Raw genomic sequence first — 14685 nt, forward strand, 5'->3', positions numbered from 1 at the left:
CTACAATATTATGCAGAACGGCAGATTCTTGTCCTGCCGAAGAATTGAAAATTAAACCTGTCAATAGAAAAGCAATGCAAAGGAGTGTGTATATCATGGCACAAAAACATGGTAACCTTTCAATTAACAGTGAGAACATTTTTCCAATTATTAAAAAATGGCTGTATTCCGATCATGATATTTTCGTCAGGGAATTGATCTCAAATGGATGCGATGCCATCACAAAACTCCGGAAACTGGCTTCCATGGGCGAATATGAATTTCCGGAAGGTCACAAAGAGGAAATCCAGGTCATCGTTGATGCTAAAGAAAAAACAATGAAGTTTATCGATACCGGCCTTGGTATGACGGCTGAGGAAGTCGAAGAATACATCACACAGATCGCGTTCTCAGGAGCCACAGAATTTTTAGAGAAATATAAGGATAAGACAGATCAGGACCAGATCATCGGACATTTCGGTCTTGGATTCTATTCTGCATTTATGGTAGCCGATAAGGTTTATATCGACAGCCTCTCTTACAAAGATGGTGCGGTTCCGGTACACTGGGAGTGCGACGGCGGTACAGAATATGACATCGAAGACGGCGTCCGGGAACAGGTCGGAACACAGATCACACTGTTTTTAAATGAAGACAGCCTGATGTTTGCCAACGAATCCAAAGTTGAAGAAGTCATTCAGAAGTACTGTTCTTTCATGCCTGTGGAAATCTTTTTGACCGATGCCAATAAAGAACAGGAATATGAGACGATCGACGAATCAGAACTGACCGAAGAGGATGTGGTTGTCGAGCATATCCATGAGGATGCAAAGACCGAAGAAAAGGAAAATGAAAACGGCGAAAAAGAAACGGTCGAGGTTTCTCCCGCAAAAGATCTGGTAAAGATCAATAAGCGCCCGGTATCTTTAAGCGATACACATCCGCTTTGGATGAAACACCCGAACGACTGCACGGACGAAGAATACAAGGCATTTTATCATAAAGTATTTGCGGATTTCAAAGAGCCTCTGTTCTGGATTCACTTAAATATGGACTATCCGTTTAATCTGAAGGGAATCTTGTACTTCCCGCAGATCAACACGGAGTATGATTCCATCGAAGGAACCATCAAGCTTTACAACAGCCAGGTGTTCATCGCCGACAACATCAAGGAAGTCATCCCTGAATTCCTGATGCTCTTAAAAGGTGTCATCGACTGTCCGGACCTGCCGCTGAATGTTTCAAGGAGCGCTCTCCAGAACGACGGCTTTGTGAAAAAAATCTCCGACTACATTTCCAAGAAGGTTGCGGATAAACTGAGCGGCATGTGCAAGACCGACCGTGAAACCTATGAAAAATATTGGGATGATATCAGCCCGTTCATTAAATTCGGCTATATCAAGGACCAGAAATTCGGAGAAAAGATCAAAGACTACGTTCTGTTCAAGAACATGGATCAAAAGTATTTAACACTCAGTGACCTGGCTCCGGTCCCTGCCGATGAGAAAGACAAGACAACCATCTACTACATTACGGACGAAGTACAGCAGAGCCAGTATATCAATATGTTCAAAGAACAGGGTCTGGATGCCGTCATCCTGAAACACAACATTGATGCGGCGTTTATCTCTCAGCTGGAACAGCAGAATCCGAACCTGGCGTTCAAACGGATCGACGCCGATGTGGAAGGTGCCCTGAAAGAGGATTCCGAAGAAGATCTCACCGACATCACGACTGCGCTTACGGAATTATTCAGAAAGACTCTTGGAAAGGAAAATCTGGATGTCCATGTGGACAAACTGAAAAATGAAGATGTATCCGCAGTCATCACCTTATCCGAGGAGAGCCGCCGGATGCAGGATATGATGAAAATGTACGGAATGGCAGGCATGGACCCGGCCATGTTCGGAGGAGCGGAATCTCTGACCTTAAATGCCAACAACCAGCTGGTACAGTACCTGTTTAAACACGGGGACGCAGAGAATACACCGATCATCTGTGAACAGCTTTATGACCTGGCAGTTTTAAGCAACAAACAGCTCCCGGCCGATCAGATGACAAAATTCATCGCACGCAGCAATAAGATCATGCAGATGCTGACGAAATAAAATAGCCAATATTCGCAAGGGTCCTTGCAGTTGGGAGTATATATCTCAGCTGCAAGGACCCTTGTTTTTTATGGCCATGCCTGCTATGGACAGCGCGCCGATTTTTATAAATCTACTATAATTCCCCCTGCCTTTCCCTTTTTTCCAGGTCCGACATAATGGTATCATATCGTTTGTCCAGCTTATAGAGAAACAGTACTGCGATGACGATCACCCACACAAGAACAGGACCGAACTTATAAATGTTCATAATCATTGCCAGGGCAGAACCCGGCTGGACAGTACTGCCTGCAGCTGAACTTATGTAACCAGACATTCCCAGGAGACTTGTCATGGCTGCTGCTGCAAGCCCGTTTCCGATCTTTGTCCCCACAGAACCACATGCAAAGATCAGGCTTTCCTGACGCACGTGATGTTTCCACTGTCCGAATTCCACCACATCACCCAGCATTCCAAAAATAATAGAATTTAACGGCGCCAGGCAGACAGCCCGGATCACACAGCTGAACAAAAGCCACGAAAAGCTTTCCGGATCCATGAAGAATACCAGCTGTCCTGCCAGAGCAAGGACAGCCCCAAAAAGAGACATATTCCTCTTGCCAAATTTTCTGAGAAGAAGGGGACAGATACAGGTCGCTCCCATGAGCACCAGTGTCTCTGTGAAATACAGCACACTGTACATATAGCTGTCATTATAAAGTATATATTTGCAGTAATAAGGGAGAATGGTCCCCGTCAGGCTGTAAATAACATTCTGCATCATCCACAGAATCAGCACCGCCCAAAAATACTGGTTTGTGAGTAAATACTTCATAGATTTCAGGACAGGCTGCTTATCTTTTTTTTCTTCCGCCGCCGGTATATGGACATTTTCCTTACAGTTGATAAAGCAGATCAGCAGCAGGATCAGCGCGATCACCGCCCAGATGGAAATTGTTTTGATCCAGGCTGCCTGGTCATTTCCCATAATCTTTACCAGCGGAAGCGAGCAGCCCACTGCCATGATCCGACCGAATGGGGACATCCCCATTCTTACAATGCTCAGCATATCACGTTCTGTGGAATTTCTGGTCATCATGGCGGACAGGCTTCCATAAGGCAGACTCAGCATGGTGAAGCATACGGTGTTGCAAAGGTTATACGTGATAAAAATGTATACCAGCTGCAAAAGATCTGTAGTCATGGGCACGGTGAACAAAAGCACCACGGAGACAGAGTACGGCAGCGCCATCCACAGCACCCACGGCCTTGATTTTCCCCATTTTGAGTGTGTTCGCTCCACAACAAAACCCATAATGATATCGGAGCATCCGTCAAAAAGCCTTGAGACCAGCATTACCACACCGATGGCCGCCACTGAGACACCCACATAATCCGTATAAAATATCGTCAGCAGGCTTCCAATCATTCCATAAACCACATTGATTGCCACATCGCCGGAACCGTAGGCAAAGCGCACTCTCCAGGGGATCCTTTTAAAACTATTGTCAATTTCCCTCGTCTGTTTATCCATATATTTCCTCCATAAACGTTTATTCTTATACGCTGGCTTATGCGTTGGCAAACGGGTCCAGGACCACTTCCAATGCTTCCCCTTTTTGCATGGCTTTCAGCCCTGTCTCGAAATCTTCAAGAGGAAGCTTATGGGTGATCATATTGACAAAGTCTACTTTTCTGCTGGACAAAAGATTCGCCACATTTTTCAGAGTGTAATTTCCAATAAAGTTGCCATAAACTGTGAGTCCCCTGGCCGTAATATCATTCTGGCAGATTTCCTGTCTTGCGGCCCCGTTCTGTCCAAAGAGCAGAATGCTTCCTCCGCTTTTGACTGCTGAGAGCGCATCGTTGATCAGAATTCCCACTGCGTCTATAACGATATCTGCCCCGGTTCCTTCTGTCTCACTCAGCACCTCTGTCTTTAAATCCTCTTTCGCAGGATTGATCACACGGTCCGCCCCCTGGGCTTTCGCATACTCCGTGCGGAAATCCGATACCTCGGATACAAGAACCTTTCCCGCTCCGCAGGCTTTCAGCAATGTCGTAAAATATAATCCGATCGGTCCGCCTCCCAGCACCAATGCTGTATCACCCGGCATCACCTTCAGCTTTTTCACTGCGCCCATGACACAGTTCAGCGGTTCTGCAAAAATTGCCTGCTCTAACGGGATCTCTTTTGGAATCCGCACCATTTGCCTTTCAGGGGCTACGGCATACTGGGCGAAGACTCCATCTTTATGAACACCCATGGATCCCATATGCGTACACAGATTACTATTTCCTGTCTGGCACGGTGTGCAGACTCCGCACGGCACATTGTTGTCCAGAATAATGTGGTCGCCCACTTTTAAATCGATCACATCACTGCCGATCTCTGTAACCTCACCCACACATTCGTGTCCAAGGATGATCCCCCTATTTGCCTTGATTCCGGGCGGATTGCGCAAAATATGTACATCTGTACCGCAGATGCTGGCGGCCAGGATCCTGATCTGTACATCGTCTCCATGGGAAACCTGGGGTACCGGTCTCTGTGTATATTCAAATTCTCCTAAATCTTTAAATACGATTGCATTCATTTTATCACTCATCTTCTTCTCCTTCCAGATTTTCGGTTATTTTTCATCCAAATATGCCTGATGCAGTTTCTGGCAGAACTTAAGGCTCATCGTACCGTCATGGGCCGTAATCTCCGGGCTGCGTCCGTTCTCTACACAGTCCACAAAGTTCTCAAGTTCATTATAGAATGCATCTCCCCAGCGGTTCATAAAGTCTTCCTGGCATTCCTCCACATAGCCTTTCTCTGTAAAGGCAGACACATAGTTTTTCCTCGGCACGCTGTTTATGCGGATGGTGCCTTTTGTGCCCACAATCTCAGATTCCACATGGCTGCAGGTCGCAGTTCTTCCCACCTGAATGTATGCAGTTGTCCCATTGTCCATTCTGGTCAGAGAAAATCCATTGTCATAGTCATCGTATTCTTCCAGCCCTTTGCACACATAGGCACCGCCAAAGGCATGGCAGTCCTCGGGATCTCCGTCGAGGAACCACCGTGCAAGATCTGTATCATGACTGCCCATCTCAATAAACCACGGTACATAAATTCCTTTTTTCACACCCTCCAGATGAGCGTCCAGCACCGTAGACGGATCCAGGCTGACCCCCTTAAATAAGATCGGTGTCCCGATCTCACCGTTTTTGATCTTTTTCTTTGCCTCTGCATAGGAGGGATCAAATCTCCTCATAAATCCCACGGTAAAACACTTTTCTGAATTTTGTTTTACTGCCTCTTCAATGGCCAGACAGTCCTCTACCTTTTTCGCCAGCGGCTTTTCACAAAAGATATGCTTCTTTGCCTTGCAGGCAGCCACAACCTGATCCTTGTGGGCGTCTGCTCCTGTGGCGATCAAAACCGCATCGATTTCCGGATTTTGAAGCATCTCGTCATAGTCTGTGTAGCCATAAGGAATGCCGAATTCCTCCTGGACCGCTTTCACCTGCGTCTCCCTCCTACCACATACGGCGATGACTTCTGACTGCGGAATACGGCAGTGAAGATTTCGGATACGCATACATCCCATATTTCCAATTCCTATAATTCCAAACTTGATCTTTCCCATAACTTTTTGTCCTCCTTACAGACCGGTCTTCTCCCTGATATAGTTTCTTGCCATGACTGCATATTCAAATGGATTTGCCTTTGCCGGATCCTGCTCTGCCTCAACGATGAACCAGCCCTCGTAACCCGCCTTATGAAGTTCCGAAAACACACCGTCATAATCCACACATCCGTCCCCCGGAATCGTAAAGCACCCTTCCAGCACTGCTTTCCTGAACTTGAAGCCTTCGTCATATGCCTGTTTCATTTTATCCCTGCGGATATCTTTCAGGTGCACATGTCCGATCCTGTCACCGAACATCCGGGCAGCTTCCACCGGATCCTCATCCGAGAACGTGAAATGCCCGGTATCATAGCAGAGAAATACATAACGGGGATTTGTATGGTCCATCAGCCGTTTTGTCTCTGCTGTAGTCTGTACCACCGTAGCCATATGATGGTGAAAGCATAGTTTAAACCCACGGTCTGTGGCAATCCTTCCCAACCTGTCAAGTCCCTGGCACAGCAGCTCCCACTCCTGTTCTGTGGCCTCCGGCTTGTTGTCACCAAACATAGAGGTCTCCTCCGCAAACAGACATCTTGTCAGTTCGCAGACATTGATGCGGGATGCCCCCACTGCCTCCAGAAAGTCCAGCTGTTTGATAAATGCTTTTTCATTTTTTTCGTAAGGTTCAGAGCAGAGAAAGGAAGAAAACCACTGGCTGGCGATCTCCATATTTCTCAGTTTTAAAGCCTTGTTGAGTGCTTTTGGATCGGTTGGAAACTTTCCTCCCACTTCAGTGCCCTGAAAGCCTGCCAGGGAAGCCTCGGAGACCATCTGCTCAAAGGACAGGTCTCCCCCTAACTGAGGCATATCGTCGTTTGTCCACCCGATCGGTGCGATTCCTAATTTAACATTTTGAAACTTCATGTTTCTCCTCCTTTAGCATGATTCCCACTGTCTGCTCTTTACGGATTTCAGAACAGCGCTTATGACTCCGTCCACTTTTGCCCCCATGGCAAAACTCCCCTCATAGCTGCCCCCGTTCATGGCCTGCATCAGCTCATGTGCCTGCAGGGTCTTCATATCATCAAAGGCTATGGCGATCCCTCCTGCCGGCTGGAAGTATTTGAATCCCTTGTGCTCCGGATTTAAAAGAACTGTGCGGAAACCGCAGTCACGCCCGTTGTCCTTATCTGCATCCGCCTTAAAATAAACCTGAACTTCACACATTCTCTCCAAATCATAAACCACAGTCCCTTCGGTTCCCTGGATCTCATAATAGAAGTAATTCTTTCTGCCTGTGGCAACCCGGGATGCAGAAATATCTCCGATGGCCCCATTTTTGTATTTTACAAGGAAGGTGATCAAATCATCATTTTCCACCGTGGCCATTTCGTTTTTGCCCGGAAGCGGCCGTTCTGGTATGACAATAGAGTCCACAGCATTCACCTCTTCAATATCGCCTAAGATCATCTGGGATACAGAAAGCAAATGGCTTGCCAGATCTCCCAACGCACCGGATCCGGCAAATTTATTTACATGTCTCCAGGTGATCGGCTGTTCCGGATCTAACAGCATATCCTGATCATAAGTTGCATGAATCCTCATGATCTTACCCAGTCTGCCGCTCTGCACTAAATCCTTTACATATTGATTGGCAGGATTCATAAGATTTGAAAATCCACAGTAATTTACCACATTCTTTTCTGCTGCCAAGTCCGCAAGAATCTGTGACTGCTCTCCGGACAGGGACAACGGTTTCTCACAGAAGACATGCTTTCCGTTTTCCAGGGCAGCCTTCACCATTTCAAAGTGCATGCTGTTGGGTGTAGCCACATCTACCAGATCAATGTCCGGATCTTTTACGATGTCCGTCCAGTCTGTTGTATAACGGTTGTAACCTAAGGACTCAGCCATGTTCTTTACTTGTTCCTCATTCACATCAGAAATCATCTCAAACACCGGCACATCATCTCCGAATATCATTTTTGCGCTGTGGAATGCAGTTGTATGTGCCTTTCCCATCCATCCTGCTCCGATTAAACCAATACGAATTCCTTTCATTTTCAGATCCTCCTAACATAAGATTGTGTTCCCATTCATAATAATATATTGTCTTTTTCTGCAAGAGACCAGCGCAGTACAGCTCCTGCTGCACCACTCCTTGATTATGATAAAACATGCCGGCAAAATCATGTTTGACTCTTTACATGTTGTATCGTACAATAATCTGTACAATAAATCACTATGCAGGATTGTCAGAAAATAATAAAAAATTGCTCTTTAAGGAGAAATTGATGATTGGAGAGAACGGTGTACTGAAAGACTCAGAACGCTACTATTATGAACCTGACCCGTTTACGGCAGACTATCTGTTTTATTCGCCTCACGGAGGGATCTATCACTGTGACGGAGAATACTCTTTGAGCAGAAATTCGCTGGATGTAAACCAGATTATTCTGGTAGATTCAGGCTCACTTACAATAGAATACGAAGGTGAGACTAAAACAGCACATTCTGGAATGATCATACTTTTAGACTGCAGAAGACCACACCGCTACTACGCCAGCGAGGATCATCTGCGCATGAGATGGTTTCATTTTAAAGGCAACACCAGCCATGCTTATACGGATATGCTGTTGAATCAGCAGGGATTTGTCATCAGCTCTGCCGATCTTATTCCTGAGATTGAACATTGCTGTGAACGGATCCTGATGCTGTATGACAAGACGGAACCTTCTCCTCATGTAGCTTCCGTCTATCTGCACAGACTGCTGGCTTTACTGGCCATCACATCCAGAGAAAAGAAAAAAAGTGATCTGGAGCTTTCTATTGAAAAGACTGCAGAATACATGAAGGGGCATTTAGACGAGAAAGATATCTCTCTGGAAGTTCTTGCAGACATGGCAGGACTCAGCCATTATTATTATTTGAGAAAATTTAAAGAAATTTATGGATTGACGCCTCACAAATATCTCTTAACACAGAGACTTCGCTGCTCAAAAAAATTGCTGACCACAACCTCCCTGAGTATCGAGGAGATCGGGCTTGAATGCGGCTTTTCCAATCCATCCCATTTTATTATGGCTTTTCGGAAAAATACCGATATGACACCGTTTCAGTATAGAAATTTTTGGCGTTAAAACTTTGCAGAACCGGAAGACAATTTCAAAGCCTTCTGTGTAATCCTCCGGGATTTCGATCTGTATCCCCAGGCTGTCCGCCGTCTGCTTTGCCAGATAAAGCCCCATTCCTGTGGAATTCTTTTTCTTCTAATTTGTATCTCCCGTAAATCCTTTATCAAAAATAAACGGCAGATCATACGGCTTGACCCCGATTCCATTGTCCCTGACTGCAAGTATCACTTCACCGCATATATGCGGAAGTGAAACTTTTTCAAATACATCGTCCGTACACGCATTTTTAAGTCTTGCATAATACAGCATTATTTTTAGAATCAAGCGCCCCTGTGGGTTCGTCTGCCAGCAGAATTTCCGGTCTTAACAAGAGAGCCCTGGCCGCTGCGACCCGCTGCTTCCCATGATACCAATAAACTCATCGTCCACAACCTGAAAACTGATTCCATCCAGGGCCTTTGTTATATTTTCTTTTTTTCCATAATACTTTTTAAGAGACTGTACCTCCATTTTTTTCTCGGTCATTTTGTATCCTTTCTCACAGTCATAGGACTCGGTTGTCTTTCTGACCTTATTATACAAAATAACACTTCTGAATAACACTTACACTTCTTGTAAGGATTCATTAAAAAAAAGAAGCGGATAAGTCCGCTTCAACTCCCTGCATCCTTTTCTCAGGAACACTGTTCTAAGATTGATTCCAGCGCCGCCTCACTGCTGCTGTGCGACCGGACGATTTTGGCCTTGCTCCTTTTCGCCTCGCAGAGGGCACATTTCACCATCTTATGGGAAACTGTATTGGTGAACAGAACAACTAAGTCAGGGCTCCCCACCTGCTTTCCCAGTTTTGCACTCATCTGAGTAAACACTTTTGCTTTGCAGTTATATTCTTTGCAGATTCTTTTATACTGACAGACCATCCGGTCGTGTCCTCCAATGATCACAACACTCATAAGCAGCCTCCTCTGTTTAAAATGGAGCCAGTCAAACCGGCTCCCGCACTTGTTATCATTTTTATTGGGCCAGCTTTACCAGGGTTTTCCCAAGGCTTATGCAGGCCGCTTTTGCATCGTCATCCGGAGTTTCATGGGCGATCAGTCCCTCTCCGCCCACAACAGATGCTCCTGCAGATTTCATACGGTCTGTCCAGTCCCGCATCCATTCTCCGTCACCCCATCCGTAGGAACCGAAAAGTGCGATCTGCTTTCCTGAAGCAAAGGCTGCTACTTCCTCAACAAATGGCTCCATTGCCGATTCCTCCAGCTGTTCTACTCCCATTGAAGGGCAGCCGAGTGCAAATGCTTTTGCATCTTTCAGTGTGTCCGCAGAGACTGATTCCACATCCACAAATTCCGCGGTCCCGCCTGCCGCCGTGACTCCCTCTGCGATGGCCTCCGCCATAATTCCTGTGTTGCCTGTGCCGCTCCAAAATGCTATGTATACTTTTGCCATGATAACTCCTTTCTTATGCCGCAACGGTCATCTTCAAAATACCCCTGCCCTGCTGATACAATTTCCAGTAGATTTCTTTACACTTCCTATATTTTTTAAATAATTTCAGTGCCTCACATTGATCGCAGTAAACCTTCCACATTCCGCAGAGCCTGCAGTTCATCCCTCTGTTCTCAATAAATCCGAGAACATCCCCCAGCGGGTAATCCAGAAACACACCAATCTCGTGGGGAAAATCATCTGCCAAAAGCCTGCTTTTCAAATGGCTCAGACAGTGTCCGGCCTCTGTTCCGGAATAACCGAAATCAAAAAGCAGCTCAGCAATTCCTTCCTCCCGGAGTCTCTGATCCAGGTCTTTTCTTCGGTATACATAAACCAAGACCGACTCTTCTCTCCATTTCAGCGCTTCCAGATATAGCCCGCATGGATTCAGCCATTGATTCCAGCTGCGGATTTCCTGCCTTGCAGCCGCATTTTCCTGATAACGGTAGTTAAACAGGCTGCCGCATTTCATTCCCGCCAAAGTCGGGGCACAATGCTCTACGATTAAATCTGATAAGGTTTTCTCTCTCATGTCACACCTGCTTCATTCTTACACCGCGCGATGGTTAGTATTAACTAACTACCAACATCATATCACCCTTTTCAAAAAAAGCAAGGGAATAACTGAGAGTCATTCTCAATTATTCCCTTACCAAAAACTCGTATCATTTTAAAAGTCAATGTGGTCACTGTCTCTGTAAGAACCTTCACAGGTGGAAACCGCATCCAGAATCTTCATATCTTCAGGACTGATCGTAAAATCAAGCTTTAAATTATCCTTAATACTTTCCCTGGTCACGCTTTTTACGAGCGGTATCGTTTTATGCTGCAGTGCATACTTCACACAAAGCTGTGCCAGCGCTGTGACACCGATCAGACAAATAACTGTATTCATTCTTCATATCCTCCTTTATGATTAAAAAGCTTATCACAGAGAAAATAAAATTAGTGTCAAGGTAGAGGGTAAGGGCATTAAAACGGTGTAAAGATGTGGTATACTAGATTTTATAAATACGATAGAAAAGAGAGTTATTATGAAATTTTTAGAAAAACATCCGATGACCATGATCGTCATCGGGATCATCGGGATATCCCTTTCTGCAATTTTGGTCAAATATTCTTATGCTCCTTCGTCAGTGACCGCAGCTTACCGCCTGCTGTGGACGGTGCTTCTGATGACACCGGTGGTGCTCGGAAAAAAAAGTTATCTTGCCGAGCTCAGGCAGACAGACCGTAAAACCGTCTGTCTCTGTGCGGTCAGCGGTATTTTCCTGGCCCTGCATTTTACATTCTGGTTTGAATCCCTCTCCCACACCACCGTTGCAAGCTCCACGGCCATCGTTTGTACGGAAGTCATCTGGGTCGCCCTGGGCTTCACAATTTTTATGAAGGGACATCTGTCCCGCACTGCTGTCATAAGCATTATCTTCACTCTGGCCGGAAGCGTCCTGATCGCATTTTCCGACTCTGCCGGCTCCCACGGCAGCCTGTACGGAGACATGCTCGCCCTGGCCGCTGCCGTTTTCGTGGCGGTATATACACTGATCGGAAGGATCGCCCGGACGGAAATGTCCACGGTCAGCTATACATATATCGTATACGGATTCTGCTCCATATCTCTGGTGTTTACGTTACTGATCCAGGGATATTCGCTTTTCGGGCACGGAAAAAGCCCGGCAGTCGTCGGGTTTTTGTTAAGTATTTTTTCTACTTTATTGGGCCACAGCATCTTCAGCTGGTGCCTGAAATTTTTCTCTCCTGCCTTTGTGTCGGCCTCTAAGCTGTGTGAGCCTGTGGTCGCATCCGTGTTTGCGGTCTTTTTGCTTCAGGAACTTCCCGCTGTCCTTCAGGTTCTGGGAGGACTCATCACGGTCGGAGGCGTGCTTCTTTACTCCAGGGCTGAAGCCAGAGAAGCCGGACAGACATCCGTGGATACTTAATATACCCGGATGACGCTGGAAACTTTCTTTGTCGTCTGCATCTCGGCAATGGTAGCCAGCGCGTCTGAGAAGTTCTGCTCTTTTACTTTTGCGGTAATGACAACCAGCTCGGCTGTCCCTTCTCTGCTGTCTTTCTGAATCACCTGGGATATGCTGACATTATATCTGCCGAGTGTATCTGCGATCTTTGCGAGCACTCCTGCCCTGTCCTCAACTTTAAGCCTCAGAAAATATCTACTCTCAATCTCATTGATCTTCTTGATCGGCAGGTCCTTATAACAGGTACAGCTGATCCTTCCGCAGCAGTCAAACCGGATATTCCTTGCCACATCGATCACGTCACCCATGATGGCACTGGCCGTCGGCAGTTCTCCGGCACCTCTTCCATAAAACATAGCATCATCCACCGCGTCTCCGTGGACAAACACCGCATTAAAGGAATCATCTACCTTTGCCAGCGGATGGCCGCTTGGAATCAGCATCGGATGGACACGTACCTCTATTCCATCCGGCGTGTTCTTGGCCACACCCAAAAGCTTGATGGTACAGCCCATCTCTTTGGCATAGGAGATATCTCTGGACGTAATCTTAGTAATCCCTTCCGTATAAACATCTGAAAAAGTAACTCTGGAATTAAATGCGATAGAGGCCATAATGGCAACTTTGCGCCCCGCATCGTACCCTTCAATATCCGCCGTGGGATCTGCCTCTGCATATCCAAGTTCCGTGGCAAGCATGAGAGCATCCGAAAATTCCATTCCCTCCTGTGTCATCTTGGAGAGAATAAAATTTGTGGTGCCGTTTACGATCCCCATGACTTCGGACAGATGGTTCCCCGCCAGGCACTGCTTTAACGGACGCAGGATCGGAATGCCTCCTGCCACTGCCGCCTCGAACAGCAGATCACAGCCGTTGGCGGAAGCTTCATCCAAAAGTTCCTTTCCATGCTCTGCGATCAGGTCCTTGTTGGCAGTGACCACATGCTTTCCCGCTTTCAACGCGGCATTTATGTAAGTTCTGGCAGGTTCAATCCCTCCCATCACTTCCACGACGATCCGGATATCATCATCTTCTATAATATCTTCAAAACGGTCTGTGAGCAGGCTCTGGTCGATCCCGTCCCTCTTTTTTGTCTTATCCCTCACAAGGATCTTTGCCACCGAGAGATTGGCTCCGATTTTATGGGGCATCTCTTCCCTCTGGCTCTCCACCAGCTTATAAACTCCGGTTCCCACAGTCCCGGACCCCAAAAGGCCGATCTTCAGTGTCTTTAATTCTTCCATATTCCTACCTCTTTCCTTTGGATTTCTCTTTTCAGACTATCAATTTTGGTTCCTTTAGTATATGCTCACCATCGTTTCTTTGCAAGACCTTTGGCATCATAAAATACTAACGCAGAAGTTCATGTTCGATAATAGTTGCCAGTGCTTTGTTATGAACCACGTAGCTTTCATGGCTCTCCCCCTTTAAGATCCTGAGCCTGGCTCTTGGAATCAGCCTGGCGATCTCTCTCGTCTGGCTCTCTTTGACCAGATCCCTGCTTCCGGCAAGGACCAGGGTCTTTGTCCTTATGCCCTTTAGCTGGCTTCTGGAAATATGGGGTTCTGTGAGCATTAACTTCACCTTCGGGTCCCGGGACCAAAAATAAGAAATCTTCAGCGGAATCCTGAGCTCTGCTTTCAGGCCTTCTGGATTGATATTGGCTCCGCTTATAATCAAATGGGACAAGAGCCCCGGCCTTTTGGATGCCAGCAGAAGCCCGACGATCCCACCGTCACTGAATCCATAAAAAGCCGGACTTTCAATCCTGAGCTTTTTGATAAACTGGACCATATCGGATGCCATGTCCATATAGTGAAACTCCTCTGTGCCCGAGCTTCTCCCATGTCCTCTGGCATCCGGCAGATAAAGCGTAAAATTTTTGGACAGCGGTTTTATGACCTCCCTGAAAATAGTGTGGTCTTCCCCATTGCCGTGCAGCAGGATCAGCGGCCTTCCGCTGCCGTACCTTTTATAATACATTTTGATGCTGTTTAACTGGACAAACATGACTCTCCTCCCTGTTTTTCTAAAGCCCTGACAAGACGCAGGATATTCTCCACCGCAAACGCGATGTGTTCTTCAGTGTAAAAACGGCTCTCGGAAAAATGCATCAGCCCCTGGTCCAAATGTGCCACCTGTTCAGAGTCTGCTCCCTTTTGTCTTTTGCCTCAATCCGCACCCTCACTCCGCCAAAAACCTTCATAAACACATCCACACTGCCCTCCCCTCCGTCTGCCGCAGGGATGGCAATAACTTCACTGTCCGGATATATCTCTGAAATTTTTCGGCTCATGATCCGGCACATTTCGAGGGAACTTGCGGTCCCCCGAAAAGAATCCAGGATACAAATAAACTTTTCCATTTAAAAATCCTTCTTTCTCTTACT

Annotated in this window: 16 protein-coding genes and 2 pseudogenes; 3 read left to right on the forward strand and 15 right to left on the reverse strand. The window is 46.5% G+C overall.

Features of this window, described 5'->3' with window-relative positions; translation table 11 throughout:
- The first annotated feature begins 95 nt into the window (after nucleotides 1-95).
- On the forward strand, nucleotides 96-2087 hold the full coding sequence (gene htpG, locus QGT46_RS10990; RefSeq protein ID WP_024728452.1) for a molecular chaperone HtpG: 1992 nt from the start codon (nucleotides 96-98) through the stop codon (nucleotides 2085-2087).
- A 115-nt stretch (nucleotides 2088-2202) separates the two neighbouring features.
- Here the strand turns inward: htpG and QGT46_RS10995 are convergent, their stop codons facing one another.
- From QGT46_RS10995 to QGT46_RS11015, 5 genes are read right to left on the reverse strand one after another with little or no spacing between them, the layout of a single operon-like run.
- A complete protein-coding gene (locus tag QGT46_RS10995; RefSeq protein WP_301590822.1) occupies nucleotides 2203-3600 on the reverse strand; it encodes an MFS transporter in 1398 nt (465 codons plus the stop codon).
- Between the two features lie 37 nt (nucleotides 3601-3637).
- Entirely contained in the window at nucleotides 3638-4675 is a 1038-nt protein-coding gene (locus tag QGT46_RS11000) for a zinc-dependent alcohol dehydrogenase (RefSeq protein ID WP_024728454.1), read from the reverse strand.
- 24 nt (nucleotides 4676-4699) lie between these two features.
- Complete coding sequence (locus QGT46_RS11005) at nucleotides 4700-5704, reverse strand: Gfo/Idh/MocA family oxidoreductase (RefSeq protein ID WP_301590825.1); 1005 nt, start codon at nucleotides 5702-5704, stop codon at nucleotides 4700-4702.
- Between the two features lie 15 nt (nucleotides 5705-5719).
- Entirely contained in the window at nucleotides 5720-6613 is an 894-nt protein-coding gene (iolE, locus tag QGT46_RS11010; protein WP_024728456.1) for a myo-inosose-2 dehydratase, read from the reverse strand.
- Nucleotides 6614-6625: 12 nt separating this feature from the next.
- Entirely contained in the window at nucleotides 6626-7750 is a 1125-nt protein-coding gene (locus QGT46_RS11015; RefSeq protein WP_148459617.1) for a Gfo/Idh/MocA family protein, read from the reverse strand.
- 233 nt (nucleotides 7751-7983) lie between these two features.
- Between QGT46_RS11015 and QGT46_RS11020 the strand changes: the two genes are divergently transcribed.
- Entirely contained in the window at nucleotides 7984-8829 is an 846-nt protein-coding gene (locus QGT46_RS11020; RefSeq protein WP_301590828.1) for an AraC family transcriptional regulator, read from the forward strand.
- 129 nt (nucleotides 8830-8958) lie between these two features.
- Here the strand turns inward: QGT46_RS11020 and QGT46_RS11025 are convergent, their stop codons facing one another.
- From QGT46_RS11025 to QGT46_RS11050, 7 genes and pseudogenes are all read right to left on the reverse strand, one after another.
- Entirely contained in the window at nucleotides 8959-9147 is a 189-nt protein-coding gene (locus tag QGT46_RS11025; protein WP_235824590.1) for a hypothetical protein, read from the reverse strand.
- Nucleotides 9122-9223, reverse strand: a pseudogene (locus tag QGT46_RS16995) (ABC transporter ATP-binding protein); the annotation flags it as partial. The pseudogene QGT46_RS16995 and the gene QGT46_RS11025, both read right to left, overlap by 26 nt.
- Nucleotides 9196-9348: pseudogene (locus QGT46_RS11030) on the reverse strand (ABC transporter ATP-binding protein); the annotation flags it as partial. The pseudogenes QGT46_RS11030 and QGT46_RS16995, both read right to left, overlap by 28 nt.
- Nucleotides 9349-9497: 149 nt before the next feature.
- Nucleotides 9498-9776 (reverse strand): DUF2325 domain-containing protein, encoded by a 279-nt coding sequence (locus tag QGT46_RS11035; protein WP_006566567.1) that lies wholly within the window; start codon nucleotides 9774-9776, stop codon nucleotides 9498-9500.
- 61 nt (nucleotides 9777-9837) lie between these two features.
- Entirely contained in the window at nucleotides 9838-10275 is a 438-nt protein-coding gene (locus tag QGT46_RS11040) for a flavodoxin (protein ID WP_024728460.1), read from the reverse strand.
- A gap of 13 nt (nucleotides 10276-10288) precedes the next feature.
- A complete protein-coding gene (locus QGT46_RS11045) occupies nucleotides 10289-10849 on the reverse strand; it encodes a DUF3793 family protein (RefSeq protein WP_301590833.1) in 561 nt (186 codons plus the stop codon).
- Nucleotides 10850-10987: 138 nt separating this feature from the next.
- Nucleotides 10988-11212: an aldo/keto reductase gene (locus QGT46_RS11050; RefSeq protein WP_270432245.1), complete on the reverse strand. Its 225-nt coding sequence runs from the start codon at nucleotides 11210-11212 to the stop codon at nucleotides 10988-10990.
- Between the two features lie 139 nt (nucleotides 11213-11351).
- Between QGT46_RS11050 and QGT46_RS11055 the strand changes: the two genes are divergently transcribed.
- Nucleotides 11352-12257, forward strand: a complete 906-nt coding sequence (locus QGT46_RS11055) for a DMT family transporter (protein ID WP_301590838.1) — start codon at nucleotides 11352-11354, stop codon at nucleotides 12255-12257.
- Here the strand turns inward: QGT46_RS11055 and QGT46_RS11060 are convergent.
- The 3 genes from QGT46_RS11060 to QGT46_RS11070 all read right to left on the reverse strand — a co-directional run bounded on the left by QGT46_RS11060 (nucleotide 12254) and on the right by QGT46_RS11070 (nucleotide 14661).
- Complete coding sequence (locus QGT46_RS11060) at nucleotides 12254-13540, reverse strand: homoserine dehydrogenase (protein ID WP_148459613.1); 1287 nt, start codon at nucleotides 13538-13540, stop codon at nucleotides 12254-12256. The two genes, QGT46_RS11055 and QGT46_RS11060, sit on opposite strands and share 4 nt — an antisense overlap.
- 106 nt (nucleotides 13541-13646) lie before the next feature.
- Nucleotides 13647-14306 (reverse strand): alpha/beta fold hydrolase, encoded by a 660-nt coding sequence (locus tag QGT46_RS11065; RefSeq protein ID WP_024728465.1) that lies wholly within the window; start codon nucleotides 14304-14306, stop codon nucleotides 13647-13649.
- Nucleotides 14307-14409: 103 nt separating this feature from the next.
- Nucleotides 14410-14661: a glycerate kinase gene (locus QGT46_RS11070; RefSeq protein ID WP_024728466.1), complete on the reverse strand. Its 252-nt coding sequence runs from the start codon at nucleotides 14659-14661 to the stop codon at nucleotides 14410-14412.
- Between the last annotated feature and the right edge of the window lie 24 nt (nucleotides 14662-14685).

This window comes from Anaerostipes faecis, from assembly GCF_910574135.1.
Classification (GTDB): Bacteria; Bacillota; Clostridia; order Lachnospirales; family Lachnospiraceae; genus Anaerostipes; species Anaerostipes hominis.